General features: G+C 71.8%; 20 protein-coding genes. 10 read left to right on the forward strand and 10 right to left on the reverse strand.

What is annotated here, in order from left to right; translation table 11 throughout:
* Positions 1-77: 77 nt before the first annotated feature.
* The 4 genes from G472_RS0109975 to G472_RS36975 all read right to left on the reverse strand — a co-directional run bounded on the left by G472_RS0109975 (position 78) and on the right by G472_RS36975 (position 4703).
* Positions 78-1241, reverse strand: coding sequence for a 2OG-Fe(II) oxygenase (locus G472_RS0109975; protein ID WP_051340645.1), 1164 nt, complete (start codon positions 1239-1241; stop codon positions 78-80).
* A gap of 227 nt (positions 1242-1468) precedes the next feature.
* The gene (locus tag G472_RS0109985) at positions 1469-2257 is read right to left on the reverse strand and encodes an anti-sigma factor family protein (protein WP_029008278.1); all 789 of its coding nucleotides are present in this window, start codon (positions 2255-2257) and stop codon (positions 1469-1471) included.
* Positions 2258-2261: 4 nt separating this feature from the next.
* On the reverse strand, positions 2262-2774 hold the full coding sequence (locus tag G472_RS0109990) for a sigma-70 family RNA polymerase sigma factor (protein ID WP_029008279.1): 513 nt from the start codon (positions 2772-2774) through the stop codon (positions 2262-2264).
* Positions 2775-2897: 123 nt separating this feature from the next.
* On the reverse strand, positions 2898-4703 hold the full coding sequence (locus G472_RS36975; protein ID WP_029008280.1) for a glycosyltransferase family 4 protein: 1806 nt from the start codon (positions 4701-4703) through the stop codon (positions 2898-2900).
* A 126-nt stretch (positions 4704-4829) separates the two neighbouring features.
* Here G472_RS36975 and G472_RS0110000 point away from each other — a divergent pair, with 126 nt between their 5' ends.
* The gene (locus G472_RS0110000) at positions 4830-5747 is read left to right on the forward strand and encodes an NAD-dependent epimerase/dehydratase family protein (RefSeq protein WP_029008281.1); all 918 of its coding nucleotides are present in this window, start codon (positions 4830-4832) and stop codon (positions 5745-5747) included.
* A 41-nt stretch (positions 5748-5788) separates the two neighbouring features.
* Here G472_RS0110000 and G472_RS0110005 read toward each other — a convergent pair whose 3' ends face one another.
* From G472_RS0110005 to ppk2, 4 genes are all read right to left on the reverse strand, one after another.
* Complete coding sequence (locus G472_RS0110005; RefSeq protein WP_029008282.1) at positions 5789-6748, reverse strand: UDP-glucuronic acid decarboxylase family protein; 960 nt, start codon at positions 6746-6748, stop codon at positions 5789-5791.
* 28 nt (positions 6749-6776) lie between these two features.
* Complete coding sequence (locus G472_RS0110010; protein WP_029008283.1) at positions 6777-8108, reverse strand: UDP-glucose dehydrogenase family protein; 1332 nt, start codon at positions 8106-8108, stop codon at positions 6777-6779.
* 51 nt (positions 8109-8159) lie between these two features.
* Positions 8160-9341: a glycosyltransferase family 2 protein gene (locus tag G472_RS0110015; RefSeq protein ID WP_029008284.1), complete on the reverse strand. Its 1182-nt coding sequence runs from the start codon at positions 9339-9341 to the stop codon at positions 8160-8162.
* A 222-nt stretch (positions 9342-9563) separates the two neighbouring features.
* Positions 9564-10520 carry a polyphosphate kinase 2 gene (gene ppk2, locus G472_RS0110020; protein ID WP_029008285.1) on the reverse strand — a complete coding sequence of 319 codons (957 nt, stop codon included), beginning with the start codon at positions 10518-10520 and terminating at the stop codon, positions 9564-9566.
* Positions 10521-10734: 214 nt separating this feature from the next.
* On the opposite strand from ppk2, the gene G472_RS36980 reads away from it, so the two are divergent.
* Together G472_RS36980 and G472_RS32290 are read left to right on the forward strand one after the other, a co-directional pair.
* On the forward strand, positions 10735-14625 hold the full coding sequence (locus tag G472_RS36980) for a response regulator (protein WP_051340646.1): 3891 nt from the start codon (positions 10735-10737) through the stop codon (positions 14623-14625).
* Between the two features lie 64 nt (positions 14626-14689).
* On the forward strand, positions 14690-16321 hold the full coding sequence (locus G472_RS32290; protein WP_169732800.1) for a diguanylate cyclase: 1632 nt from the start codon (positions 14690-14692) through the stop codon (positions 16319-16321).
* Here G472_RS32290 and G472_RS0110035 read toward each other — a convergent pair.
* Complete coding sequence (locus tag G472_RS0110035; RefSeq protein ID WP_029008286.1) at positions 16318-16719, reverse strand: response regulator; 402 nt, start codon at positions 16717-16719, stop codon at positions 16318-16320. The two genes, G472_RS32290 and G472_RS0110035, sit on opposite strands and share 4 nt — an antisense overlap.
* Positions 16720-16861: 142 nt before the next feature.
* Between G472_RS0110035 and rfbD the strand changes: the two genes are divergently transcribed.
* From rfbD to G472_RS32305, 5 genes are all read left to right on the forward strand, one after another.
* Positions 16862-17767, forward strand: coding sequence for a dTDP-4-dehydrorhamnose reductase (gene rfbD / locus G472_RS0110040; RefSeq protein WP_029008287.1), 906 nt, complete (start codon positions 16862-16864; stop codon positions 17765-17767).
* Positions 17768-17800: 33 nt separating this feature from the next.
* Positions 17801-18973, forward strand: coding sequence for a glycosyltransferase (locus tag G472_RS32295; RefSeq protein WP_156927061.1), 1173 nt, complete (start codon positions 17801-17803; stop codon positions 18971-18973).
* A 69-nt stretch (positions 18974-19042) separates the two neighbouring features.
* Complete coding sequence (locus G472_RS0110050) at positions 19043-20008, forward strand: peptidoglycan-binding domain-containing protein (protein ID WP_029008288.1); 966 nt, start codon at positions 19043-19045, stop codon at positions 20006-20008.
* 90 nt (positions 20009-20098) lie between these two features.
* The gene (locus G472_RS32300) at positions 20099-20788 is read left to right on the forward strand and encodes a formyltransferase family protein (protein ID WP_051340647.1); all 690 of its coding nucleotides are present in this window, start codon (positions 20099-20101) and stop codon (positions 20786-20788) included.
* 24 nt (positions 20789-20812) lie between these two features.
* Complete coding sequence (locus G472_RS32305; RefSeq protein ID WP_035691810.1) at positions 20813-21775, forward strand: replication protein RepA; 963 nt, start codon at positions 20813-20815, stop codon at positions 21773-21775.
* A gap of 25 nt (positions 21776-21800) precedes the next feature.
* Here the strand turns inward: G472_RS32305 and G472_RS32310 are convergent, their stop codons facing one another.
* The gene (locus tag G472_RS32310) at positions 21801-23459 is read right to left on the reverse strand and encodes a glycosyltransferase family 4 protein (RefSeq protein ID WP_051340648.1); all 1659 of its coding nucleotides are present in this window, start codon (positions 23457-23459) and stop codon (positions 21801-21803) included.
* Positions 23460-23568: 109 nt separating this feature from the next.
* Between G472_RS32310 and G472_RS0110070 the strand changes: the two genes are divergently transcribed.
* Positions 23569-24630, forward strand: coding sequence for a Gfo/Idh/MocA family protein (locus G472_RS0110070; RefSeq protein WP_029008289.1), 1062 nt, complete (start codon positions 23569-23571; stop codon positions 24628-24630).
* A complete protein-coding gene (locus G472_RS0110075; RefSeq protein ID WP_029008290.1) occupies positions 24620-26848 on the forward strand; it encodes a tetratricopeptide repeat protein in 2229 nt (742 codons plus the stop codon). The genes G472_RS0110070 and G472_RS0110075 overlap by 11 nt, the downstream gene beginning before the upstream one ends.
* Positions 26849-26874: the final 26 nt, after the last annotated feature.

Consider the following 26874-nt stretch of genomic DNA (forward strand, 5'->3'; position numbering starts at 1 on the left):
CCTATCCGATGGTGGTGCGGACAGCCTTACTGCGGGAAGGTTGACGTTCGGCTAATGGCAGTCCGGCTTACGGCGAATCAAGCCGCTGCGGGCGCCAGAGCCGGCTTCTGTGCCGGTTCCTGCTCCGGTTCCCCGGCCGGCGCCGGGGTGGCTTCGCCGATGAACTGCCGGTTGGATTTGCGCACCTCGGCCTTGCGGTCGTCGTAGAGGAAGGTCAGGAACACCATCCGGCGGCCCGACCGCACCGGGCGGACTTCGTGCAGCAGCGAGCAGGAGAAGACCACCGCGCCGCCCACCGGCGGACGGTAGAGGGCCGGCCCGTACTCCGGAAACCAGACCTCGCCGCCTTCGTAACGATCGTCCAGCCCGACGGACACGGCGAACTGGCGGTGCGCGGTGCCCTTGGTGGTGTTGTCGCGGTGGGCCCGGAAATGGCCTCCGTTCTCACCGTTGTAGCAGGCGACGATGTAACGCTCGATGCGCGACATGCGGATCTGGTGGACCCGCTGGATCTCCGGCACCAGCCGGCGGCTGATCTGGTCGACGATGGCGGCGCGCAGCTGCGGATCCTCGATACCGGTGTCGCGGCGCCGCTTCATGGCCGGGTTGAGGACGGGAACGGTCCGCCCGTCCCGCTCCACCATGTATCCGGACTCACCACCGCCGTCGGTCTCGTAGGCGGTGACCAGCTCCTGGCACAGCTCGGGGTCGAACACGTGCGGCACCACCAGCACGGGGGCATGGCGCGGGGCCGGGAAGGGGGCGGGCAGCGGCGGCAACGATTCCAGAACGTCGGCCAGCCATTGCGCATGCTCCTCGGGATCCCGCATGGGGCGGGCGGCGATCACCCGCAGGCCGGGGTCGAGGACGTAGGTGGCGGGTGCGTAGGCCTTCGCCTGGCCGGATCCGCCGGTGTTCTCCGTCACCACGCCGTACAGTGTGCTGATACGCATGTCCGTGTCGAAGAAGAAGCGGATGCCCCGGGGCCGGTTGCGCAGCCGGCCGGTGGCTTCGTCCTGCGGATCGATGGTCACGCCGAAGAAAGAGCAAACGTCGTCATCGAACCGCTTCGCCATGGCGTCCACCCGCTGCAGGAAGCGGCTGCCGAAATCCATTGCGGACGAGACGAAGAAGCTCACCACCAGGTAACGGCCGGCCATGGAATCGAAATGAAAATCCGGCTTCGAGGGCGTCCGGCCACAGAAGTGCGGGGCGGGATCGCCAATGGAAAGCAGCGGCATGAAGGAATGTCCGGTGTGATGGGAACGTTTCCGGCATATTCGCCGGTGCTCGCGCATCCAATCCCCCGAACGATGTGATTATTTTGGGGACCGCTTTGCGGGTACTGCGCCGGTGCGGGCGACCGAACGGGGGTCATAGCACCGTTCGGCCGTCGTCAGCATCCACACCAGCCCGAACAGGGCGGACGCCGGCAGCACGAGCAGCCGGCGGGCGAGGCCGGCGGCGGTCATCCCGTCGACTCGGCCATCTGCCGGGCGACCCGCGGGAGATCGTCGTCGGTGTCCGCGCCACCCACGGTGTAGGAGGTGCGGCCGGACTGCCAATAGACCAGGCGCAGCCCGTCCTGCTCGAACTCGCGGGGTTCGGTCGTCGCCTCCTCAAGCGCGGTTGCGACGAACAGCGTCAGCAGTTCACCGTCCGCCTCCCGGTAGAGGACCTGCAGCGCCGTCCCTTCATCCCACGGCACGAGCGTGGCGCCGAGATAGCGGAGGTCGTCGGACGGTGCCGGCAGGGCCAGGTCGCTGCCGGCGTGGGTCGTCAGAAACTCCGCCATGCGGACCGGTGCGTCCGGATCGTCCGCCACCGTCCAGACGGTCCCCCCCTCCATATGCGCCAGCAGGGTCGCGGTGCGGTGGGCTTCCGCCGCCTCGTTGGCGTACAGCGGCAGACCGTCCGCGGCCATATCGGCTTCCGGCGGCACCATCCAGTCCCGCAGCCCCCAGCCGCCGGCCAGCAGCAGCGAGGCGGCCATGGCGGTGCCGACCCGCCGCAGGGCGATGCGCCATGCCAGATTGCGGAACAGGCGCTGTTCCAGGGCTGCGGTCGCCGGGGGCGGGGCGGCGGCGAGCTGCTCCAGCCCGGCGCGGATCTGGCGGTTCAGGCGGTGATAGTCGCGCAACCGTGCGGCTTCGGCCGGGTTGTCGGCCAACCAGCCCTCCACCTCGTGCAACCGCTCCGGATCGATCAGGCCGTCCACGTAGGCCTGCAGGTCCTCTTCGCTGGGAATCCGTGACATGGCGTTACCTCACCACGCGCAGCGCCGGTGAACCCGATGATCGTCCCGTTGCGGTGCGCAGGGCCTCGCGGCCGCGCGCCAGACGCGACATCAGGGTACCGACGGGAATATGAAGCATGTCGGCGGCCTCCTGGTAGGTGAGCCCCTCAAGGGCGACCAGGACCAGGGCCTGGCGTTGTTCCTCGGGAAGGGCGTAGAGGGCTTCCATGGTGCGCTGCAACTCGATCTGATCGGGCTGCGGCGCCGGCACCGCCTCGTCGGCGTAGTCTTCCAGCATGGCGGCCGCGCGGGCCCGCACCTGATAGCGCCGGGCGCTGGACGCGTGCACATGGTGCAGGATGCCGAACAGCCACCGCCGCAGGTCGGCGCCGGCACGGAAGCCTCCGGCACCGGCAATGGCCCGCATCAGGGTTTCCTGCACCAGGTCTTCCGCCTCGTCGCGGTTGCGGACCAGGGCCAGCGCGTACCGGCGCAGGTTCCGAAGCTGGTCCGACAGATCGCTTCGCAGGTTGAACATCGCGCGCTTGCGCTCCTCCGGGGACTGGCGGCGCCGGACACTCCGTACCGCCGCCTTGCACCCATGTTCGCCCCGCCGCTCCCGGATAATCCAGCGGTCCCGCAAAATGTCCCGGGGCGGGCGCTAACCCCTTGTCGCCATGGCCCTGCGCCAGCTCTCCTCGTACTGACCGGCGATGGTGGCGGTGGCGAAGCGGTCGCGCACGCCGGGGGCGGCGGCACGGGCCGCGGCGGTGTAGGCGGGGAGGTCCGCCAGCCAGCGGGCGAACCCTTCGGCCAGCGCCTCCGCGTCGTCGGGCGGCACGGTGAAGCCGCTGCCGCAATCCTCCAGCACCGGGCGGATGTCGCCGACGTCGGTGGCGAACACCGGAACGCCCATGGCCATGGCCTCCAGCATGGCGATCGGCAGCCCTTCGTAGCGGGACGACACCACCAGCCCGGCCAGCAGCGGATACACCAGGGTGAGATCGTTGCAGAAGGGGATGCGCTGCACGGTGTCCGGGCAGTGCGCGGCGATGAAGGCTTCGCAGTCCCCCGCCAGTTCGCCGTCGCCGATCAGCACGAAGCGGTCGCCGGATCCGGCGGCGGCGGAACGGCGGGCCAGTTCCAGGAAGTTCAGCGGCGCTTTCTGGTCGGTCAGGCGGCCGATGAAGGCGAAGCAGCGGCGGTCGGCGGGGATGCCGGTGAGCCCCGACAGACGCGCCCGTTCCGCCGCGTCCGCCTCCGGCCGGTCGAAGCGGGGAGCGTCGATGGCGGAGTAGATCAGGTCTATCCGGGCCGGGTCCATGCCCAGACGTCCGGTGAAGACGTCGCGGATGCGCCGGTTGATGGCGATGAAGCGGTCGAAGGATTGGATGCCGGGATCGGGGTAGTGCTCGATCCAGCCCCGCTCGGTGTCGTAGACCTGCTGGTCGACGATGCCGGCGTCGGCGAACAGGCTGCGCAGCGCCGCGGCGTGATGCACCAGCCAGGGGGAGCCGTTGCAGATCCACACCACCCGCGGCCGGTGGGTGCGCGCCACCGCCGCCATCAGGATGAAATGCTCCGCGTTCTCGGCCACCTCGGCCAGGTCGTAGACCGGGGCCAGGGGGGCCGCCTGGTGGTGCAGGCTGCCCTGGCGCGCCGCCAGGCGCTCGCTGGTGACCATCACGAAGTCCCAGCGGGGGCGCAGGGTGCGCACGATCTCCACGGTGTTGCGCTCGACCCCGCCGACCGCCAGGAAGATCGGCAGCACCAGCACGGTGGGCTGCCCGGTCTCCGTCACCGCCAGCGGCAGGGCCGTGCCGGCGGTGGCGCGCGGCGGCGGCACCGCGGGGGGACCGCCCAGGCCGATCCAGGCCCCCTGCCACCGGGGTGCGGCGAACCCCAGCACGGCCTCCAGGGTCGTCGGCGTCGAGCCCGCCGGGCCGGGCGGCAGACGCAGCAGACGGCCGGTGAGCGGTCGTGCCGGCGCGCAACCCTCCAGGAACACCGGTGCGGCATCGAGGGCGAACACCGTCTGGTCGCGCAGAGCTCCGGCGAGGGCCAGGGCCGGAGCCTCCTCCAGCGACCGGCTGATCAACAGGAAGTCCAGGTCGCGGTGCATCACCGCCAGGACGAGGGTGTGCAGGTCCCGATCGTTCGCGGCTGCGGCGCCCGACAGGGGGGCGAAGAGATAGCGACATCCCCGCACCGCCGCCTCCCCCGGGCCGGAAACCGGCACCAGCAGCGCCGGTGCCGCCGCCGCCAGCCGGGCGGCCAGGCCCGGCGCGTCGGGCGGCGCCACGATGCCGATCACCGGCAACGGCCCGGCCGATCCCGCGGTCGGGTCGGGCAGGGCGGGAGCGGGGCTGAGCCGGCGGTAAAGGCGGCGCAGGAAGCGTTCCGCCGCGGCGCCGCCCGGCATCCCGGCCAGGATACGGCGGACGAGCGGCTTCAGGTGCTCGATCATGCGGACGAAAACGGTGGTTGGGGAGGGTGGGCGGATTCGAACGATCTTAATAGACCGCCGGGGGAGCGGACTGGTAGAGGAGATTGCCCCGGCGGTCACCATGCCGCGCGAGCGGAGGGAAGGAGCATGCGGTCAACGAAGTGCGTCGTCCTGGGCGGCGGCGGGTTCATCGGCACCAACCTGTGCCGGTACCTGCTGGGCCGCGTCGCGGAACTGCGCGCCTTCGGGTACGGCCCGTCGTTCCCCGACGCCGTGCGGGGCGTGGTGTGGCACGAGGGCGGCTTCGACGACGCCGGCCGTCTGGCCGCCGCGGTGGACGGCTGCGATACGGTCTTCCACCTCATCAGTTCGGCGACCCCGGCCTCACCCGTCGGTGACACGGTGGCGGACCTGACGGCGACCCTGCGGCTGCTGGAGCTGTGCCGGGCCGGCGCGGTGGGGCGCATCGTTTTCGTCTCGTCCGGCGGCACCGTCTACGGCGTGCCGGCCACGGTGCCGACGCCGGAGGACGCCCCCACCGATCCCATCACCGCCTACGGCATCGCCAAGCTGGCGATCGAGAAGCACCTGGCCCTGTATCGGCACCTGCACGGGCTCGACTACCGCATCCTGCGCGTCGCCAACCCGTTCGGCCCGTTCCAGACCGCGGGCAAGGGGCAGGGGGTGATCGCCGCCTTCCTGCGCCGGGCCCTGGCCGGCCAGCCCGTGGAGATCTGGGGCACGGGGGACGTGGTGCGCGACTATGTGTACGTCGACGACGTGGTGGAGGCGCTGGTCCTCGCCGCCACCCATGCGGGCGACGAACGCCTGTTCAACATCGGCAGCGGCGTCGGGCGGAGCCTGGCGGCGATCGTCGACGATCTCGGCGCGGTGCTCGGCCGCCCACCGGAGATCGTGCACCGCGAGGGGCGCGCCGTCGACGTTCCGCGCAGCGTGCTCGACATCACGCGGGCCCGGCACGATCTCGGCTGGGAGCCGCGCACCGACTGGCACGACGGCCTGCGCCGGACCCGGGACTGGATCGCCGCCGCCGGGCTCGGCTGACGGCCGGGGGCGCCCTCCGGCTTCGGGAGGGCGCCCTCCGGTCAGGCGAAGAAACGCTTGCGGAAATAGGCGATGGTGCGCTCCAGCCCGTCGTCGAGGGGGACGCGGGGCTCCCAGTCCAGCAGGGCCTTCGCCCTGGTGATGTCCGGCCGGCGCTGTTTGGGATCGTCCTGCGGCAGTTCCCGATGGACGAGGGTGGACGAGGATCCGGTCAGGCGCAGGATCTTCTCGGCCAGTTCCAGCATGGTGAACTCGCCGGGGTTGCCCAGGTTCAGCGGTCCGGTGTGCTCCGGGGCCGTGTCCATGAACCGGATGAACCCCTCGATCAAATCGTCGACGTAGCAGAAGGAGCGGGTCTGCGAGCCGTCGCCGTAGATGGTGATGGGCTCTCCCCGCAGCGCCTGCATGATGAAGTTGGACACGACGCGGCCGTCGTTGGGGTGCATGCGCGGCCCGTAGGTGTTGAAGATGCGCACCACCTTGATGGACAGCCGGTGCTGGCGGTGATAGTCGAAGAACAGCGTCTCGGCGCAGCGCTTGCCTTCGTCGTAGCAGGCGCGCGGACCGATGGGGTTGACGTTGCCCCAGTACTCCTCGGGCTGCGGATGGACCGACGGATCGCCGTACACCTCCGACGTGGAGGCCTGGAGGATGCGGGCGTTCAGGCGCTTGGCCAGGCCCAGGACGTTGATGGCGCCGTGCACCGACGTCTTCGTCGTCTGGACCGGGTCGTGCTGGTAATGAACCGGTGAGGCGGGGCAGGCGAGGTTGTAGATCTCGTCCACCTCGACATAGAGCGGGAACGTCACGTCGTGCCGGATCACCTCGAACCGGCGGTCATCCAGCAGGTGAGCGATGTTTTCGCGCGAACCGGTGAAGTAGTTGTCGATGCACAGCACCTCGCACCCGCGGGCGAGGAGGCGTTCACAGAGGTGGGAACCGAGGAAGCCGGCCCCGCCGGTCACCATGATGCGCTTGTTGTACCCGCGTAGCGTGGTCATGCCGTCTCCGATGCACTCGATCCCGGCGTCAGGCGGCCGGGGCGCCGGCGCCCGGGAGGGGGCGCCCGATCGAGGTGTAGATGAAGCCGGCCGCCGCCATCTCGGCCGGATTGTAGACGTTGCGCAGATCGACCATGACCGGAGCCCTGAGCAGCGCCTTGACGCGCTTCAGGTCGAGCGCGCGGAACTCGTTCCATTCCGTGACGATGGCGACGCAGTCGGCGCCGTCAAGGGCAGCGTAGGAATCGGCGCACCAGGTGACGCCGGGCAGCAGTTTCTCCGCCTCGTGCATGCCGGCGGGGTCGAAGGCCCGCACGGTGGCGCCGGCCGCCTGCAGGGCCGGCACGATGTCCAGCGCCGGGGCGTCGCGCATGTCGTCGGTGTTGGGCTTGAAGGTCACGCCCAGGACGGCCACCGTCTTGCCCGCCACCGTGCCGCCGCAGGCGTCGACGATGCGCCCGGCCATCGCCTTCTTGCGCCGGTCGTTGATGTCGACGACGGTTTCGACGATGCGCACGGGGCTTTCGTTCTGCTGGGCGGTGCGCACCAGCGCCAGCGTGTCCTTGGGGAAGCAGGAGCCGCCGTAGCCGGGGCCGGCGTGCAGGAACTTGCGGCCGATGCGACCGTCCAGCCCCATGCCGCGGGCGACGTCATGGACGTTGGCGCCCACCTTCTCGCAAAGGTCGGCGATCTCGTTGATGAAGGTGATCTTGACCGCCAGGAAGGCGTTGGCGGCGTACTTGATCAGCTCCGCCGTTTCCAGCTCGGTCATGACGATCGGCGTCTCGATCAGGTAGAGCGGCCGGTACAGCGCCCGCATCACCTCCTGTGCGCGCGGCGAGGAGGTGCCGATCACCACCCGGTCGGGACGCATGAAATCGCCGATGGCCGAGCCTTCGCGCAGGAACTCGGGGTTGGAGGCGACGTCGAAATCGGCGTCCGGCCGGTTCTCGCGAATGATCCGCGCCACCTCGCGCCCGGTGCCGACCGGCACGGTGGACTTGGTCACCACCACCGTGTAGCGGTCGATGCAGGCGGCGATCTCCGCCGCCGCGCCATAGACGTAGGACAGGTCGGCGTGGCCGTCCCCCCGGCGCGACGGCGTGCCGACGGCGATGAACACGGCGTCGACGCCCTGCATCGCCTCCCTCAGGTCGGTGGTGAAGGACAGGCGGCCGGCGGCGACGTTGCGTGCCACCAGATCTTCCAGTCCGGGCTCGTAGATCGGGATCTCACCGCGCTTCAGCCGCTCGATCTTGCCGACGTCCTTGTCGACGCAGCAGACGTCGACGCCGAACTCGGAAAAGCAGGCGCCGGACACCAGTCCGACATAGCCGGTGCCGATCATCGCGATGCGCATGAAAACCTCAATGTTGCAGCTGCCGCCCGGGGGCTGTGCCGGTGGCGGGGATCAGAGAAATCGGTGGGCCATCCACGGAAGAGCGCGCGCCACGGGCAGAACGTCGCCGATTATTTCGGCGCGCAGCGAGCGTTGCACATGCCGTGAAAAGCGCTCCAGGATCAAGCGATACGCCTGCGTCAGATTGGCCTGCGCCGTCGCCCGCGCGCCGATGAACGCTTGCAGGTACGCCAGTTCGAAGACACCGCGCACCACGTCGTCATGCCAGTGCTGCGAGCCGATGCGGTGCTCCGCCTCGAGAAGCCGGGCCCACGCCTTGAGCCCCTCGGCGACGGACATCAGGTCGGCGAGATCGCGGTCGTCATCGCCGTCCGGCGGGCTTTCCAGCGCGCGCACCAGCGGTCCCAGACCGATCAGCTCCGCCACTTCGGGGTGCTGGTCGACGAACACCTTGGCCATGGCACCGCAATTGGCCTGCCGGCCCATGAAACCGGCAACGGTATAGGGATGGTGGTGGGTGCCGCACGAGATGGGGGTGTAGAAGATCTTCATGCCGTGCGGGCGTTTGGACATGCGGTAGGCGAACTCGATGTCCTCGAACGCCGCCAGGGTGTAGGCGTCGCTGAAGCCATCCCGCTGCCAGTCCGTCACGACGTTGCGCTTCACGGAGATGTTGCAGGTGTAGAAAAAGCGGAAATCGAGCATGGTGAAGGGTGTGAAATCGGCGTAGCCGAACTGCTCCCCTCCCTTGCCCTGGATGTGGGCCATGACGAAGTTGACATCGGCGTCGGGCCGGTCGGGCCACACCACCTTGCCCAGAACGGCGAAACCCGGATCGGGGTTGGCGGCGTGCAGTTCGGCATGGGCGCGCAGGAAATCGCCGTTGAGCGGCTGGATGTCGTCGCCCAGGAACAGCACCACCGGATGGCGTGCCATCGCCGCCCCCAGGTTGCGGGCCTGGCCGGGGCCGCCGTTGGGAATGCTCTTCCACGTCAGGTTGGGCAGGCGCCCGGCCAGATCCGCCAGCAGGGCGGGAGTGTGATCGGACGACCCGTCGTCGATGATGACGAACTCGTGCTCCAGCCCCTCGGCGGTGCGGGCCACCGCCTCCAGCGTCTCCACCAGCAGGTCGCCCCGGTTGAAGGTGGGGACGACGATGGACAGCGGCGCCAGCCGACTCCCGCCGTGCGGTTCGGTTTCGGGCTGGCCGGCCGGTCGGACGTCGAGAGGCATCGGTGGACAACGGGTTCCGTGACTGGGCGCGCGGATGCTATCGCCCGCCCCCGGCCAAGGCAAGCGGCCATTGGTCCCGTCCGGTGTGCGGTGCCGTACACCCCCTCATACGGTCGGCAATGGATCACTTCCATCAATTGCCGACCGTAAAGCCCGGCAGATCAATGCCTTGGCATTGATCGAGAGGGTGATACCGGCGGCATCCTTCAGATGCCGCCGGTATCAGTACACGGTGGATACCCAGTGCTGCTTGGATTTGCGAGGGCGTTTGTAGCCGTCGTCGCTCTGGCGCGGCGGCAGTTCCATCTCCACCGGGGCCAGGTCCTTGTAGGGAACCTGGTGCAGCAGGTGCCAGATGCAGTTCAGCCGCGCCCGCTTCTTGTCGTCGGCATCGACGATGTACCAGGGGGTCAGAGGGCGGTCGGTGTGGGCCAGCATGATGTCCTTGGCCTTGGAATACTCCACCCAGTGCTTACGCGATTCCATGTCCATCGGGCTGAGCTTCCAGCGCTTGATGGGGTTGCGCATGCGCTCGGCAAAGCGCTTCTCCTGCTCCTCGTCGCTGACGGAAAACCAGTACTTGATCAGGATGATGCCCGATCGCACCAGCATCTCCTCGAACAGAGGGCAGGCGCGCAGGAACTCGTGGTATTCCTCGTCGGTGCAGAATCCCATCACCCGTTCGACGCCGGCCCGGTTGTACCAGGACCGGTCGAACAGCACGATCTCCCCCGGTGCCGGCAACTGGGCGACGTAGCGCTGGAAATACCACTGGCCGCGCTCCTTCTCGGTGGGCGTGCCGAGCGCCACCACCCGACAGACGCGCGGGTTCAGGCTTTCCGTGATGCGCTTGATGACGCCGCCCTTGCCGGCGGCATCGCGTCCCTCGAAGATCACCACCACCTTCAGGCCCTGGATGCGCACCCACTCCTGCAGCTTGATCAGCTCGAACTGCAGGCGCGCCAGCTCCTCCACATACTTGTAGCGCTTGCCCGGCTTCTCCAGCGGCTTGGCGTCGCCCAGGACGTGCCAGTGGGACTCGATCCGCGCGGCTTCCCGGGCGTCGCGCAGCAGTTCCCCGCCCGGAGCGGGGCGGCCCTTCCTGCGGGACTTGCGGGTGGCTTTCGACTTGGCGCCGGAACCGGCGGGGGGCTCGGCGGCGGCGTTGGCGGCATCCATGGGCGGTCTCCGGCGGCTCGGTTTCTCCCGTTCCGCCGACGCTACGGGGCTCCGTCATGAAAATGCAACCGCCGCCCGGCGGGAGTGACAATTTTGCGCACATACCGTTCGCGTCTTCCGCGAACTCCTGACTCGTAAATCGGCGGTTAACCGACGCGGCCGTACCGTTCGACCGGCCGGCGGAGGCGGCGGGGCACGAACGGGTGGACGGGCGGTGGCGCAGGTCAGCAAGACATCGGGGGTACTGGGGCTGCGCAACCGGCTGCTGCTGCTGATCCTGGCGGTGCTGGCGCCGCTGGCGGCGCTGGTGGTGATGCAGAGCCAGGAGATGCGCCGCAGCGCCGTCGCCGGCGCCCAGGCGGAAAGCCTGGAGCTGGCGCGCATCGCCGCCCTTCAGCAGGACCAGATGCTGGAGCAGGTGCGCGCGCTCGCCCGCGCCGTGCGCGACCGCGTCGCCCGCCTGCCCGCCGACGCCTGCGCCGAACGGCTGCGCGACATCGCCGCGACGCAGCCCTGGATGACCAACCTGATCGTCGCCCGCGCCGACGGCGCGGTGGTGTGTGCGGCGCGCACCGGGCCCGGCCTGCAATCCCTGGGCGACAGCCCCTACCTGCGCGCGGTGGTGAAGGACCGGGCTCCGGTCGTCAGCGACTACATCATCGGCCGCACCACCGGCAAGCCGCTGCTGGCGGTCATGGAGCCGGTGTTCGGGCCCGACGGCGCGGTGGACCTCGTGGTGTCCACGGGCATCGACCTGGGCTGGGTGGGACGCCTGGCCGAGCAGGCGACCGAGGGCAGCAAGGATTTCGTCCTGGTGGTCGACGGCGCCGGCCGGGTGCTGGCCCGCTATCCGGCGGCCGACGATGCGGTGGGCCGGGACATGGCCCGCCATCCCTTCGTGGCGGCCATGCTGGCGGCATCGGAAGGGCGGCTGGAACTGCCCGATCTCGACGGGGTGGTGCGGCTGGCCGGCTTTACCCGGCTGGGGTCGACCGACCTGCGCATCGCCGTGGGAATGCCGCGGGCGGCGGTGCTGGACCGTGTCGACGCCGGTTTCCGGCGCAGTCTCGGCGCGCTCGCGGCGATCACCGTGTTGGCCTTCGCCATCGGCTGGGCGGGAGTGGAGCTGTCGGTGATCCGCTGGGTGAGCGGCCTGCGCGGCGCCGTCGACCGGATCGCCGCCGGCGACCGCACGGCGCGCGCCGCCGGCCCGGCGGGAACCAACGAGTTCGCCGTGCTGGCCGCGGCCTTCAACACCATGGCCGACCGCCTCGACGCCGCCTACGCCGACCTGGCGGGGCGCGAGGCGCGGTTCCGCGACCTGACCGAGGTGTCGACCGACTGGTACTGGGAAACCGGGCCCGACCACCGCTTCATCTTCGTGTCCTCCGGCGTGCGGGCGCTGAGGATCGCGCCGGAGGCGCTGATCGGCCGCACCCTGGAGGACGTCGCCGGCGACGCCGACCGGACCGAGAAGTGGGCCGCCTTCCGGGCCGGGCTGGACGCCGGGGAGCCGTTCCGCGACGTCGCCACCACCCTGTACGGCGCCGGCGGACTGGCGTTGCACATCGCCCTGTCGGGCCGGCCGTACCGCGATGCGGCCGGTGCCGTCGCCGGCTACCGCGGGGTCGGGCGCGACGTCACCGCCGTGATGGAAGCCCAGACGGCGCTGAGCGAGAGCGAGGCACGGTTCCGCCTGCTGGCCGACAACGCCTCGGACGTCATCGCCCTGCATGCGGCCGACGGATCCTATCTGTACGTCTCGCCGTCCAGCCTCCGCGTGCTGGGCTACGCCCCGGACGCCCTGGTGGGGCGCAGCCCGGCACCGCTCATCCACGCCGCCGACCGGGCCGTGGTGCGGACGATGCATCGGCACCTGATCGCGACGGGGGCGTGCGAACCCGTCACCTACCGCATGCGTCGCGCCGACGGCGCCTGGATCTGGGTGCAGACCGCCTGCACCCTGGTGACCGACGCCGACGCGTGGCCGCGCATCGTCACCGCGTCGCGCGATCTGACCGAGCGCGTCCGGCACGAGCGTGAACTGCGCGCCGCCCACGACAGCCTGGAGCAGCAGGCCGCCCGGATGGCGGCGCTGGCCGAGGACGTCGACCGCGCCCGCGAGACGGCGGAGGTGGCCAATTCCGCCAAGTCGCAGTTCCTGGCCAACGTCAGCCACGAGATCCGCACGCCCATGAACGGCGTCATGGGCATGACGGCGCTGCTTCTCGACACCAACCTGGATGCGGATCAGCGGGCCTGTGCCGAGGCCATCCGCGACAGCGCCGATTCGCTGCTCGGCATCATCAACGACATCCTCGACGTCTCCAAGCTGGAAGCCGGGCGGGTCGAGCTGGAGGAGGTGGACTTCGTCCTCGACGAGCTGGTGGACGGTGTGGTCGCCATCCTCGCCCCGAAAGCCCGCGAGAAGGGGGTGGAGATCGGTGCCGTTCTCGCACCGGACGCGCAGGGCGCCTACCGCGGCGACCCCACCCGGCTGCGCCAGATCCTCCTGAACCTCGCCGGCAATGCGGTGAAATTCACCGAACGCGGCTCCGTGGTCATCAGGGCGGCGGTGGAGACCGAAGGGGAGGACGGCGGTGTCCATCTCGCGGTCGCCGTCGCCGACACCGGCATCGGCATGGACGCCGGCCAGGTGGGCCGTCTGTTCGCCAAGTTCACCCAGGCCGACAGCTCCATCACCCGGCGGTTCGGCGGCACCGGGCTGGGGCTTGCCATCTGCCGCGAGTTGGTGGCGCTGATGGGCGGCACCATCGGCGTCGACAGCGAGCCGGGCAGCGGCAGCACCTTCCGTTTCTCCGTCCCGCTCCACCGCGCCGCCGCGCCGCTGGTCAGCGGCACCGGCCTGCCGGCCCAGCTCCGCGGCGTGCGCGCGCTGGTCGTCGATGACCTGGAGTTGAACCGTCACGTGCTCCAGCGCCACCTGGAGAGCTTCGGCATGACGGTGACCGCCGCCGCCGGCAGTGGCGAGGCGCTGGCCGCGCTGGGCCGTGCCTGGCGGTCGGCGACCTCGCCCGACGTTATCCTGGTCGATCACCTGATGCCCGGCATGGACGGGGTGACGCTCGCCTCGTGGATCCGCCACCATCCGCAGTTCACCGAAACCCGGCTGCTGCTGATCAGCTCCGCCGGCGAACCGGACACCGCCACCGACTCGATGCTGTTCGACGGGGTGATCGTCAAGCCGGTGCGTCCGGCGGCGCTGCTGGACGCGCTGAAGCGGGTCTTCGGCGTGCGCGGAGGACCCTGTGTCCCCTGTGCCGCCCGCGAAACGTATGCTGACGATGCCGACGCCGCGGCGGATCGCGGCGGCCGGCGGGTGCTGGTGGCGGAGGACAATCAGATCAACCAGCGCATTGCGCGCATGATGCTGGAGCGCGCCGGCTACGTCGTGGAGGTTGCCGAGGACGGGGCGCGCGCGGTGGAACGGGTGTTGACGGACGGTTTCGACGTCGTCCTGATGGACGTGCAGATGCCGGTGATGGACGGGCTGGAGGCGACCCGGCGCATTCGTGCCGGCGAGTCGGGGCGGCGCACGCCCATCGTTGCCATGACCGCCAACGCCATGCAGGGGATGCGCGAGGAATACCTCGCCACCGGCATGGACGATTACGTCGCCAAACCCTTCGATCGGAACGCCTTCCTCGCCACCGTCGCCCACTGGGCCGGGGCCGGGGTGCGGGTTTCGGCATCGGCTTCGGCCGCCACCGGCGACGACGGGGGGCCGCCGCTTCTCGACGCATCCGTGCTGGAGACCCTGCGGGAGCTAACCACACCCGACGAGTTCGCCGGGCTGCTGGACGGGTTCTCCGAACAGTGCCTGGAGCGGATCGCCGGCGTGCGCACCCTGGCCGGGGCGGAGGATCTGGCGGGACTGCGGGTGCAGGCCCATGATCTGGTGTCCACCGCCGGCAACGTCGGCCTGCGCCGGCTACAGACGCTGGCGGGGGAACTGGACGCCGCCTGCCGGGCCGGCGACCGCGCCGGCGCCGCGGCCCTCGCCATCCGCGTCGCCGATGTCGGCGGGGCGAGTCGGGAAGCGCTGCGGCAACGTTTCCTTACCTGCTCCGGAACCACCGGCTGAAACAACCCGTCAACCTGTGTCATATATGATAGTAGGCGATTGGGTGGCAGGGACGGTGCAGGCGATGAGCCAACCGGATAACGGAACCTTCGAGCAGGACCTGGCGGAGCTGTCCGAGCTGTACCGCGGCACGTTGCGGGACAAGGCGGATCGCATCGTCGCGGCATGGGCGCCGGCGCGCGACGGTGCCGCCGATGCCATGGCGGACCTGATTGCGTCCGTCCACACCCTGGCGGGCTCGGCGGAGACGTTCGGCTACGAGGAGGTGTCGCGGCTGGCCGGTGCCGCGGAGCGGCTGCTGCGCACCGCGGCGGGCCCGGACCATCGCATGGCCCCGGACCGCGCCGAACAGATTTCCGTCGTGCTGGCGGCCCTTCAGGCGGCCGTCGACGCCGGTCTGCGCCGGCGCCCGGCCATGGGCCTGACGGTCCGGGACGCCGCCGCCCGCGGCGGGTCGTCCACCGTGTTCCTGGTCGACGACGACGAACCCCTGACCCGCTGGCTGGCCGAAACGACGGAACCGTTCGGCTATCGCCTGCGCTGCTTCACCGCCATCGACGACGCGGCGGCGGCTGCTGCCCGGGAGCGGCCGGAGGCGGTCATCCTGGACCTCGGCCTGCTCGGCGTCGAGTCGCCCGGCGACGTGGCGGAGCGTTTCGGGGTGGGCGTGCCGGTGGTGCTGCTCACGGCACGTTCCGACTTCGCCGGCCGGCTTGCGGCGGTGCGGGCGGGGTGTGCCGGCTATGTGGTGAAGCCGGTGGACGGGCTCGACCTGGTGCACGCCCTGGACGACCTGACCGGCAAGCGCGAGGCGGAGCCCTACCGCATCCTCATCGTCGATGACGAATCGGCCCTGTCGGAGGTGTTCGTGCTGGCCCTGCGGCGCGCGGGCATGGAGGCGACGGCCCTGCACCGTCCCGACGGCATCCTGGAGGCGATGGCCGAGGTGGCGCCCGACCTGGTGCTGCTGGACGTCTACATGCCCGGCTGCAACGGCATCGAGATCGCCCAGGTGCTGCGCCAGCACCGCCGCTTCCTGGCCACCCCCATCGTCTTCCTGTCGCGCGAGGGCGACCGCGACCTGCAGCTTGCCGCCATGCGCCCCGGCGTCGACGATTTCCTGACCAAGCCCATCCGCCCCGACCACCTGGCCGAGGCGGTGCTGCTGCGGGCCGAGCGGGGCCGGGCGTTGCGCGCGGCCATGCAGGCCGACAGCCTGACCGGCCTGCTCAACCACGCCCACTTCAAGCAGCGCCTGGCCGCGGAACTGATGCGCGCCCAGCGCGGCGGCGGCCCGATGGCCGTGGCGCTGGTCGACCTCGACCATTTCAAGCAGGTCAACGACCGCTACGGCCATCTCGCGGGCGACCGGGTGATCCGCACGCTGTCCCGGCTGCTGACCCGCCGACTGCGCCGCGCCGACGTGGTGGGGCGCTACGGCGGCGAGGAGTTCGCCGCGGTGCTGCCCGACGCCGATGCGGCGACGGCGGCCCGCGTTCTGGAAGAGGTGCGGGAGGCGTTCGCCCGCATCGTCTTCAACGAAGGCGGGGCCTCCTTCTCGGTGACCCTCAGCGCCGGTGTCGCGCATTGCGACGACGGCTGCCCGACGACGGCCGCGGCCCTGCTGGCGCGCGCCGACGACGCCCTCTATGCGGCCAAGAGCGCGGGGCGCGACCGCGTGGTGACGGCCGCCTAAACCGGTTTCCCGAACTCCTCCCACAGGGCCCGCACCCGGTCGGCCAGCGTCATGGGATCGAAGGGCTTGGCGATGACGCCGGCGGCGCCCAGGGCGGTGTAGCGGCGGGCATCCTCGGGCGTGACGCCGGCGGTGACGAAGATCACGGGCAGGCCGGCCAGGGCGGGCTCGGCCCGCAGGGCCGCCAGGATTTCCGGGCCGCCGCTGCCGGGCAGGTTGACGTCCAGCAGCACCAGATCGGGGGCGAAGGCCAGCGCCGCGGCGACCGCCGCGGCCCCGTCCCGGCAGCCCTCCACCGTGAAGCCGCCGCGCCGGCCCAGCACGATCCCCGCCAGCGCCTGCAGCATCGGGTCGTCGTCGATGTAGAGGATGCGCCGCAGGGCGGAGGGCGGGGGCATGGGCGGTGGCTCCGAACGTCGCGCCGGTCAGTCTGGACCATCGGCGTGGCGATGTCACCGGTCCGTGCCGCGCTTTCCATGGCACGGCCGCGGGTGGACTGCTATAGGAACAACGGCGTAATCGCCCGGGAACGAACCGCACATGATCGCACCGAACCGGACATCGACCATCCTCGTCATCGGCGCACAGGGCCAGGTGGCCCGTGAGCTGGCGCGGGCGGTGCTGCCCCCGGGCTTCGCCCTGCACACGGTCGGCCGACCCGGCCTGGACGTCAGCGATCGTGCGGCGGTGCGGGAGTGCGTTCTCGGCTCCGGCGCCGCGGCGGTGGTGAACGCCGCTGCCTACACCGCCGTCGACCGCGCGGAATCGGAGCCGGAGATGGCCTTCGCCGTCAACGCCGCGGGGCCGGGCCACCTGGCCGCGGCGACGGCCGAGGCGGGTCTGCCGCTGATCCACCTGTCCACCGACTACGTCTTCGACGGAACCCGGCAGGGGCCCTACCGCGAGGACGACCCCGTGGCACCGCTGGGTGTCTACGGCGCCAGCAAGGAGGCGGGGGAGCGGGCGGTGCGCGAGGGCAACCCGCACCACGTCATCCTCCGCACCGCCTGGGTCCACAGCCCGTTCGGTGCCAACTTCGTCAGGACCATGCTGCGCCTGGGCGCCGAGCGTGACGAGCTGCGCGTGGTCGCCGACCAGCGCGGCTGTCCGACCGCCGCCGGCGATCTCGCCGCGGCGATCGTGGAGATCGTCCGGCAGCTCGTGGCGGACCGCCGCGACGACGCGTGGGGCACCTATCACCTGGCCGGGACCGGCGAGACCACCTGGCACGGGTTCGCCGAAGCGATCTTCGCCCGCGCCGCCCCGCGGCTCGGCCGCCACCCGGTGGTGCACGCGATCACCACCGCGGAGTATCCCACCCCGGCGCGCCGTCCGGCGAATTCGGTGCTGGACTGCGCGCTTGCCGGCCGCCGCTTCGGTGTCGCCCTGCGGCCCTGGCCGGAGGCGCTGGCCGCCGTGGTGGACGAACTGCTGCCCGCCACCTGATCGTCCTTCCTTGCGCCGGGGACGCCCCTGCCCGTGATCACCATCGCCCACCTCATCACCGGACTGCAGACCGGCGGTGCCGAGACGATGCTGGCGAAGCTGGTCCGCGCCATGGATGGGCGGCGCTTCCGCAACGTCGTCATCTCGATGACCGACGGCGGCAGCATCGCGTCGGAGCTGGCCGGGCGCGGCGTGCAGCTCCGGTCGCTGGAGATGAAACGGGGGGTGGCGGATCCGCGCGGCCTGGCCCGGCTGGTGCGGCTGCTGCGGACGGAGCGGCCCGACGTGCTGCAGACCTGGCTCTACCACGCCGACCTGATGGGCACCATCGCCGGGCGCATCGCCGGGGTGCCGCGCATCGCGTGGAACCTGCGCTGTTCGGACATGAACCGGCCGAACTACCGATGGATGTCGCGCAACCTGCCCCTGCTGCTGGCACGGCTGTCCGGCCTGCCCGACGCGGTCATCGTCAATTCCGTTGCCGGCCGCGCCGTCCATGAGTCCTACGGCTACCGGCCCCGGCGCTGGCAGCTCATCCCCAACGGCTTCGACACCGAGCGGTTCCGGCCCCGCCTGCAGGAGCGGGCGGCGCTGCGCGCGGAACTCGGCCTGCCCCGCGACGCGATCCTCATCGGCCTGCCCGCCCGTCTGGACCCGATGAAGGACCATTGCGGTTTCCTGGCCGCCGCCGCGACGCTGGCGCTGCGGGAGCCCTCGGTCCATTTCGTTCTGATGGGCGCCGGGCTGGAGGCGGGCAATCCCGCGGTGATGCGGATGGTCGGGGCGTGCGGCCTCGCCGACCGGGTGACGCTGCTGGGGGAGCGCCGGGACATGGACCGGGTGCTGCCGGCCCTGGACGTGGCGACCCTGTCGTCGGCCTTCGGCGAGGGGTTCCCCAACGTGCTGGGCGAGGCGATGGCGTGCGGCGTGCCGTGCGTCAGCACCGACGTGGGCGACGCCGCGATGATCGTCGGCGGCACCGGCGTGATCGTCGAGCCGCGCGACCCCGTGGCCCTGGCGATGGGATGGCGGCACATGCTGCGGCTGGGGCCGGAAGGCCGCATTGCGCTGGGGGCCGACGCACGGGCGCGGGTGTTGGCGTCCTTCTCGTTGCCGGTGATCGCCGCCAGTTACGAGGCTTTCTACGGCGACCTGGCGCAGCCATGCGACCACCCGGCGGCCCCCGCCCTTCCGGATTGCGCCTGACGGAACCCCCGCCTTTCCCTTCCTGTTGGCATGGAGGCGGAACTCCACGCCGACAGGGAGAGAGACGTCATGATTCGTGCATCCGTGCTGGGGGCGGCGCTGCTGGCCGCAACCGTCGGTCTGGCCGGGGCCCAGGGATTCGGAACGTCACAGGGCAACGCCCACGGCGGCCCGCAGGCCGCGGCCCCCGGTTATTCGCTGATGGCGCTGCAACGGGCCCTGCAGCAGGCCGGCTACGATCCCGGTCCGGTGGACGGCGCCATGGGTGCGCGCACCCGTGCCGCGATTCGCGCCTACCAGCAGGATTCCGGGCTTCCGGTGACCGGCGAGCCAAGTCCGGGCCTGTACGCACGCCTTTCCGGCGCCGCCACGGCCGGCTCCGCTGACGCGTACGGCCGGGCGCCGTCCGGAGCGTACGGTCAGGGCGGGACGTACGACCAGGCCCCTCCGGCCGTCCGGGGGCAGCTTCCTCCGGCCGGCGCCATGGCCGCCGATCCGGATCTGATCGCCGACGTGCAGCTTGCGCTGCGCCGCGAGGGCTACGGCATCGCCACGGTGTCGGGCACGCTGGACGCCGAGACGCGCGCTGCGATTCGCGCCTATCAGCGCGACTCGGGGCTGCCGGTGACCGGTGAACCCGATCGTCGCCTCCTCGCCGCCTTGCGGGACGGCGGCGGAATGGGCGCCGGCACCGGTGCGGGTGCCGGCTCCACGGGAGGACGCGCCGCCGTCGAGCCGCGGGACGCCGGGATGAGCGGCGTGGATGTCGCCCGCGAGGTCGAGGCGCGCCTGCAGAACAAGGGCTTCACCGTCGGTCCCGTGGACGGCGAGATCGACCCTCAGAGTGCCGAGGCCATCCGCCGGTACCAGAGCCTGCGCGGCTTCGAGCCCACGGGCATGGCGAGCCGCCAGTTGCTGGAGGATCTGCGGGCGTCCAACGTCACCGCCCAACAGGCGCAGCCCCGATCCGGCGAGGGGCTGGCCGATTCGCTGCTGCGGGGACTCGGCCGCCAGCTCGGGCAGCCGCAGCAATAGACCCGACGGGGGGCGGCTTGCCCCTTGCCGGGGACGGGATTGCCCGCGTACACCGCTGACGAGAGAGCGGTCCGCGCGGGAGTCCCGGCCATGGCACCGAAGATCGTCATCCTGACGGAGCCCAAACACTCCGTCGTCCTGCTGGCCATGATCGAGCATGTGGCGCCCGACGCCGTCGTGCGCTTCCTGTCCGACGAGCGGGACCTGCGGGACTGGTTCGCCACCGAGCCGCCGTCGCCGGAGCAGCCGGTCCGCTTCCTGGCCTTCTTCACCGCCGTGGTGGTGCCCCCCGACATCCTGGCGGGGCTGGGTGGCCCCGCCTACAATTTCCACCCCGGCCCGCCGGCCTATCCGGGGCGCTATCCGGTGGCCATGGCGCTCTACGACGGTGCCCGCCGCTTCGGGGCGACGCTGCACGTCATGAGCCCACGGGTGGACAGCGGCCCGATCGTCAGCGTGGTCGAGTTCGAGGTGGCGGACGACGCCGACCTCGACTGGCTGAACACCCGCACCCACAAGGCGGGCCTGCGCCTGTTCCAGCACGCCTGCCCGGCGCTGGTGCGCTCGTCGGCGCCGCTGCCGACGCTGGACCGCGCGTGGTCGGACCGGCGCTCCACCCGGCGCAGCGTCGAGCGGCTGTGCGACATCCCCCCCGATATCGAGCCCGACGAGCTGGACCGCCGCCTGCGCGCCTTCGCGCAACTGGCGCCGCAGCCGTTCCGCATGACGCTGCACGGCCGCCGTTTCCACCTGGTGCCGGACGGCACCGATCCCGGCTAGGACGGCATCGGCGGGCCGCACACCATGGGCGCCATCCACGACCTGATCCGCACCCACGGTTACGAAGCCGCCCGATCCCTGGTGGCGGAGGCCGACCGCCGGTACGTCGATCTGGCGGCCCGGGCGCTGGAGTTCGACCCGCGTGCCGTCGCCCATCTCTATTCCGGTTTCGCCATGACGGCGCTGCCCCACCGGCAGCCGGCCAGCGCACGGGACATCTGGCACCGCCGCAACGGCCCCTTCACCCTGACCGTCGAACCGGGAACCCTGCCGGCGCCGGTTGGCCGGCCGCCGCGGTTCGGTACCCCCTATGGCAGCCGCGCCCGGCTGATCCTGATCTATCTGCAGAGCGAGGCCATGCGCACCGGCTCGCCCGTGGTGCGTCTGGGCCACACCATGCGCGACTGGATGGAGCGCATGGGCGTGGCGTCGGGCGGCAGCAGTTACGCCGCCGTGCGCGATCAGGCCCAGCGCCTGTCCGCCTGCTCCCTGACCGTCGGCTGGACCAAAGGCGGTCCCCATGACGAGGTGCACCAGGCGGGCATCGTGGAAACCGCCATGCTGTCGCCGCGCCACATGCAGCGCGGCGCCTGGGACGAGTCGGTGCGCCTGTCCGACGCCTTCTTCGAGGCGCTGCGCCTCCACCCGCTGCCGGTGTCGGCCGCGGCCATCCGGGCTGTCCAGAACTCCAGCACGGTGATGGACACCTATGTGTGGCTGTGCCATCGCCTGGGGACGGTCAGCAAGCCGGTGCACAAGCCGTGGGCCGAACTGCGCCGCCAGCTCGGCCCGGAGTACAAGGAGGTCCGCCAGTTCCGGGCCAAGTTCGTGCCGGTGCTGAAGGAGGCGCTGGCCGTCCATCCCGGCGCCAACGTGGAGATCGGCGACGACGGCATCCTGCTGCTGCCGTCGGCCCCCGCCGTGGCCGTCCGCCGTCTGGTGATCATCGGCCGGCCGGTCGACCCCATGCGCTGGACCGGAATCTGAAAGCGCGCCGGGGCGGCGGCATCCGTCACGGTGCGCGCAGCACCACCAGCCCCATCTTCAGCAGCCAGGCGACGCTGCGCTGCACCCGCTCGCTCTCCCCGGGATGGGCCTGTTCCAGGTCGGCCAGCGTCAGCGGGCCGGCGGCCAGCCGGTCGAGAAGGGCGCGCAGCGCCCCGTCGTCGAGATGCCAGTAGCGGGCGAAGCTGTTGATCTCCAGGGAGCGCAGGGGCTTCAGCCGGGCCGGCGCGTCGGCGTCGGCCAGCGCCAGGACGGTGCCGGCGTCCATGGACCGGGTGGCGAATCCGGCGAACAGGGCATAGGGGTCCTGGTGCAGCGGGTAGGCGGCGTGGGCCACGCCCGCCTCGGCCCGGCGCACCTCCGTCAGCTCCGCCCACAGGGCCCGGTATTGCGCGGCGATCACCGGCCAGTCGTAGACGGTGCGCGCCCGCTCCCGCCCGGCGCCGCCGAAGCGCCGGCGCCGATCGGCGTCTTCGGCGAGCGTCAGGAAGGCGTCCGCCGCCGCCGCCACGTCCACGGCGATGCCCTGGCTCACGGCCCCCACATAGTTCTGGTAGCTCATGATGTGGGAGGCGTGCGGGCGGACGATGTCCAGGCCGCTGCCGGCCGGGGGCAGGACCGTGGGGATGCGGAATCCTGCCACGCCGTCGGGGATGGTGTCCTTGTAGCCGTCCCAGTCGCTGGCCACCACCGGCAGGCCGGCGGCCATCGCCTCGATGGGGGCCAGGCCGAAGGTTTCCTGCACGTTGTCCACCAGCGAGGTGAAGACGTCCGCGGCGAACCAGATGTGGGCCCGCACGTCGGGGTCGTTGCCGTCCACGAAATGGACCTTGACCGACGGCGCCGCGCCGGCGGCCAGGCGGGCGTACTGGGCGCGGTGGGAGTCGTGGGGGAACCAGCCGGCGAACACCAGGTGCAGCTTCCGGCGGCTGCGCCGGGCCGCCGACTCGGCGGCGGCCAGGGTGGCGAAGGGATGCATCTTCTCGAAGAAGGACAGCCGGCCCATCCACAGGATGGCCACGTCGTCGCCGGCGATGCCCAGCCGGTCCCGCCACGCCTGTCCGGCCGCCCGGCGCTCCGGCGTCGGCTCGAAGGCGTCGCAGTCCACCCCCAGCGGGATCACCGGCAGCCGCGGCAGAGGCGCGCGCGCGCCGCCGAAGCGGGCGCCGATGAAGTCGCCCCAGCTCTCCAGCAGCGCGGTGGTGGTGCGCAGCACGGCGGTGGAGGTGCACACCAGGGCGTCCCACGGCTGCACCGGGGCGGTCAGCACCTTCGCGATCACCTCCTGGGTCGCCGGCGGGGCCAGCGTGTGGATCAGGCCGCACAGGCTGTAGGCGCGCGCCTGCTCCGGCCGCCGCGTCCAGGCGAAGTGATAGATGTTGGGTTGGCCGTGCATCAGCACGCCGACACCGGGGGTGTCGGGGATGGCGTCCGGCCGCAGGACGGCGAGGCGGGCCTGTGTTGCGGCATCCAGGCCGAAGTGGCGGGCGACGTCCTGCGGGGTGCGACCGTCCAGCGCGCAGAAGCGCTGCGGCCGGTCCGGGCTTGCCGCGAGCTGGGCCGCGACCAGGGCGCGGATCAGGCCGGCGTTGGCGACGTCCTTGCCGAACAGGCGCGGGCCGGTGTTGCTGGTGCCCTCGGTCAGGAAGATGGCGGCATCGTGCATGGCGGGACCGGCGGATCAGGGGATGAAACCGGCCGTTTTCGCTTGGCCGGTGCGGCGGGAGCCGCTAAGCGTACGATTCGAATCGTCGAACTAGCAGGAAGGCGACGCCTTGAGCAATCCCGTGCGTGTCGGCGTGCTCGGCTGCGGCCGGGTTTCGCAGCGCTATCTCGAAGTGTTCCGCGACGAACTGGCGGACGAGGCGCAGGTGGTGGCCTGCGCCGACCCGGTGGCGGACAGGGCCCGCCGATTCGCCGATGCCCTGGGCGCCGCGGTGGTGGACGGCATCGACGGGCTGGCCGCGGCAAAGCCGGACCTGGTGTGCGTCCTGACCGAATCCGGCAATCACGCCCGCCACACCCTGGCGCTGATCGAGCGCGGGCTGAACGTGGTGGTGGAAAAGCCGGTGGCCCTGCGCCCCGACGACGCGCTGGCCATGCGCGACGCCGCGGCGGCGCGCGGGCTGATCTGCGCCGTGGTGAAGCAGAACCGCTACAACCCCGCCATGCGCTTCCTGCGCGGCGCGGTGGACGAAGGCCGGCTGGGCCGCATCGTGCTGGCGGGCGTGCGCGTCCACTGGTGCCGCACCCAGGCGTACTACGACGACCCCTGGCACGGGCGCTGGTCGATGGACGGCGGCGTGCTGGCGCAGCAGGCCATCCACCACCTGGACGCGTTGCAATGGATTGCCGGCCCGGTGGAGGCGGTGTGCGCCCACGGTCGCGCGGTGCTGAACCGGCTGGAGGCCGAGGACACGGCGGTGGCGGCGGTGCGCTTCGCCTCCGGCGCCATGGGCACCATCGAGGCCACCACTTCCGCCCGCCCGCGCGACGTGGAGGCGTCGCTGCACGTGGTGGGCGAGTCGGCGCTGGCGAAGATCGGCGGCATCGCCCTGAACCGCATCGAGACGTGGGAACCGGTGGAGCCCCGTCCCGGCGACGCCGAGGTGCCGGCCCACCACTCGCAGGAGGTGCCCAGCGGCTACGGCCTCGGCCACGGCCCCTACCTGCGCGGCGTCATGGACACCCTGCGCGCCGGGCGCACCGACGTGCCCGTGGGCGTGGACGAGGGGATGACGTCCCTGCGCCTGCTGCACGCCCTGTACGCCAGCATGGAGGAGGGCGGCTGGGTGTCGCTGGCCGACGCCCCCGTTTCCCGGCGCCTTGGCCTCTGAATCCGGCCTGGCCGCCGGCCGGGCCGCGCTGGCCGCCGGCCGCCCGGCCGAGGCGGCGGCGCTGTTCCGCCGTGCCCTGACGGACGATCCCGCGGCCATGGCCGGCTGGGCGAACCTGGCCGGTGCCCTGCGCCGCGCCGGCCCGGCCGCCGGAGGGGACGCCGAATCCGCCCTGCGCCGCGCCCTGGCGGTGGAGCCGCAGCGGGCGGAACTGCACGTCAACCACGCCAACCTGTTGCGCGCCGGCGGGGACTGCCCGGCGGCGGCGGCGGCGTTCCGCCGGGCGTTGGCCCTGCGGCCCGATCTGCCGGAGGGGCTGATGGGCGCCGGGCTGTGCGCCCACGACTCCGGCGCTTCCGGCCCGGCGCTGGACGCGGTGCGCCGCGCGCTGGTGCTGCGGCCCGACCACGCGGAGGCCCGGGTCAACCTCGCCGCCCTGCTGACCGCCGCCGGCCGGGCGGAGGAGGCGGGGGAGGCGTCGGCCGTCGCCGTCCGCCTGCGGCCGGCCGACGCCGGCGTGTGGCGCGACCGGGCAACCGCCCTGACGATGTTGGACCGCGGCGCCGACGCCCGGGCCGCGCTGCGCCGCAGCGCCGCGCTGGACCCGGCGGCGGCGGCGACCTGGCGGGCGCTGGCGCGGGCTCTGCGCGACGGCGGGGACGACTGCGCGGCGGCCGTCGACGCGGCGCTTCGCCGGACTCTGCGGCTCGACCCGGCCGATCCGGTAGCCGCCCTGGACCTGTCCGCCCGCCGGTTGGAGAACCTGTGCTGGGAACCGGCGCGCGCCGCGGCGGGCCAGGCCCTGGCGCATCGGCCGGACGACCGGTACCTGGCGCTTCGCCTCGCCGACGCGCTGAACCGGGCGGGGTGGCGGGGCGAAGCCGAACGCTGGGCGCGGCGCGCCCTGCGCCTCGTTCCCGAGGACGCGGACGCCGCGGCGATCCTGCTGGGTGTCCTGCGCGATGACGGCGCCATCGCGCCGGCGGCCGAACTGGGCCGCCGGGTGAGCGCCGCCTGGCCGGACAACCCCCGCATGCTGGTCAACGCGGCAGCGGCGCCGGCGTTGATGCTTGATTGGCCGACGGTGGAGCGGTTGGTGCGCCGGGCGCTGCGACTCGACCCGGGCTCGGGGCCGGCCTTTTACACCCTCGGCATGGCCCTCAAGGGGCAGGGGCGATTGGCGGAGTCGCTGGACGCCTACGATGCGGCGGTCCGACTCGCCCCTGAGGTGCCGCTGGAACGCCACAACCGGGCGATGACGCTGCTGGCCGGCGGCCGGGTGCAGGAAGGGCTGGAGGAGTTCGAGTGGCGCTGGCGTCTGCCCGACTTTCCGGCCGGGCGTCGTCTGCTGCCGCAGGCCAGCTTTCCGGTGCCGGTGTGGCAGGGCGAATCACTGGCCGGCCGGACGCTGCTGGTGTGGGCCGAGCAGGGCGTCGGCGACGAGATCTGGGACGCCGGCTGCCTGCCGGCGGTGATGGGGCAGGCGGAGCGCTGCATCGTCGAATGCGAGGACCGGCTGGTTCCTCTGTTCCAGCGCTCCTTTCCGGCCGCCACGGTGGTGGTGCGCACCGCCCCGCCCGATCCGGCAACGCGGTCGGCCGGGGTGCAATGCCCGATGGGCAGTCTGCTGCGGCACGTCTGGCCGGTGTATGGCGCTCCGGCGCCCGGCTATCTGAAACCCGATGCGGAGCGGACGGCGGAACTGCGGCGGCGCTACCGCCGCGACGGCCGTCCGGTGGTCGGCATCGCCTGGCGCAGCCGCAAGCCGGTACAGCACCGCTCCTTCGCAGCACCTCTGCGGGACTGGGCTCCGCTCCTGCGCCTTCCGGACCTTCACGTCGTCAGTCTCCAGTATGGCGACACGGAAGAGGATCTGGCGGCGGTGCGCCGCGACCTCGGGGTCACCGTCACCACCGATGCGACGGTCGACGCGCTGAAGGACCTGGACGGCTTCGCGGCCCAGGTGGCGGCATGCGATCTGGTGGTGTCCATCGCCAACGCCACCATTCCCATGGCCCACGCGGTCGGGCGCCCGGCGGTGGCGGTATTGCGCACCGATCAGTTCGATTGGCGTTACGAACACGGTGTGGACCGTCCGCGCTGGCTGCCGACGGTGCGGGTGGTCCGCCAGGCCGCACCCGGCGACTGGACGGCGGCCCTGCGTGAGGCGGCCGGGGCTGCGGCGGTCATTCTCGGCACCGCGGGCACGGACTCTTAAGTCCCGAAAGCCGCGACTCCTCAATC

The sequence above is a fragment of the Azospirillum halopraeferens DSM 3675 genome, assembly GCF_000429625.1.
GTDB lineage: Bacteria > Pseudomonadota > Alphaproteobacteria > Azospirillales > Azospirillaceae > Azospirillum > Azospirillum halopraeferens.

Excerpts from the sequence above, each read along its gene's own strand:
- G472_RS0110015 (WP_029008284.1), bottom strand. The coding sequence starts at position 9,341 with ATGCCTCTCGACGTCCGACCGGCCGGCCAGCCCGAAACCGAACCGCAC.
- G472_RS0110050 (WP_029008288.1), top strand. The coding sequence starts at position 19,043 with ATGATTCGTGCATCCGTGCTGGGGGCGGCGCTGCTGGCCGCAACCGTC.
- ppk2 (WP_029008285.1), bottom strand. The coding sequence starts at position 10,520 with ATGGATGCCGCCAACGCCGCCGCCGAGCCCCCCGCCGGTTCCGGCGCC.
- G472_RS32290 (WP_169732800.1), top strand. The coding sequence starts at position 14,690 with ATGAGCCAACCGGATAACGGAACCTTCGAGCAGGACCTGGCGGAGCTG.
- G472_RS0109975 (WP_051340645.1), bottom strand. The coding sequence starts at position 1,241 with ATGCCGCTGCTTTCCATTGGCGATCCCGCCCCGCACTTCTGTGGCCGG.
- rfbD (WP_029008287.1), top strand. The coding sequence starts at position 16,862 with ATGATCGCACCGAACCGGACATCGACCATCCTCGTCATCGGCGCACAG.
- G472_RS32310 (WP_051340648.1), bottom strand. The coding sequence starts at position 23,459 with ATGCACGATGCCGCCATCTTCCTGACCGAGGGCACCAGCAACACCGGC.
- G472_RS32305 (WP_035691810.1), top strand. The coding sequence starts at position 20,813 with ATGGGCGCCATCCACGACCTGATCCGCACCCACGGTTACGAAGCCGCC.
- G472_RS0110010 (WP_029008283.1), bottom strand. The coding sequence starts at position 8,108 with ATGCGCATCGCGATGATCGGCACCGGCTATGTCGGACTGGTGTCCGGC.
- G472_RS0110035 (WP_029008286.1), bottom strand. The coding sequence starts at position 16,719 with ATGCCCCCGCCCTCCGCCCTGCGGCGCATCCTCTACATCGACGACGAC.
- G472_RS0109990 (WP_029008279.1), bottom strand. The coding sequence starts at position 2,774 with ATGTTCAACCTGCGAAGCGATCTGTCGGACCAGCTTCGGAACCTGCGC.
- G472_RS36975 (WP_029008280.1), bottom strand. The coding sequence starts at position 4,703 with ATGATCGAGCACCTGAAGCCGCTCGTCCGCCGTATCCTGGCCGGGATG.
- G472_RS32300 (WP_051340647.1), top strand. The coding sequence starts at position 20,099 with ATGGCACCGAAGATCGTCATCCTGACGGAGCCCAAACACTCCGTCGTC.
- G472_RS0109985 (WP_029008278.1), bottom strand. The coding sequence starts at position 2,257 with ATGTCACGGATTCCCAGCGAAGAGGACCTGCAGGCCTACGTGGACGGC.
- G472_RS0110000 (WP_029008281.1), top strand. The coding sequence starts at position 4,830 with ATGCGGTCAACGAAGTGCGTCGTCCTGGGCGGCGGCGGGTTCATCGGC.
- G472_RS0110005 (WP_029008282.1), bottom strand. The coding sequence starts at position 6,748 with ATGACCACGCTACGCGGGTACAACAAGCGCATCATGGTGACCGGCGGG.